At 62.4% G+C, this 218-nt stretch carries 1 pseudogene; it reads left to right on the forward strand.

Annotation, left to right across the window (positions count from 1 at the left end):
• Positions 1–218, forward strand: a pseudogene (locus BN2475_RS36145) (IS66 family transposase); the annotation flags it as partial.

Raw genomic sequence — 218 nt, forward strand, 5'->3', positions numbered from 1 at the left:
GCATCGCCAGGAGCACGCGCGGCCGTTACTCGACCGATTCCATGCGTGGCTCACAACGACGCTGGGAACGCTCTCGCGCAAATCGGACACGAGTCGGGCGATCCTCTATGCGTTGAACCGGTGGGAAGCGCTCACACGCTATTGCGATGACGGTCAGCTCGAAATCGACAATCTGCCAGTCGAGCGCGCGTTACGTGGGGTGGCGACGGGGCGTTCAT

Source organism: Paraburkholderia ribeironis, assembly GCF_900019265.1.
Lineage (GTDB): Bacteria > Pseudomonadota > Gammaproteobacteria > Burkholderiales > Burkholderiaceae > Paraburkholderia > Paraburkholderia ribeironis.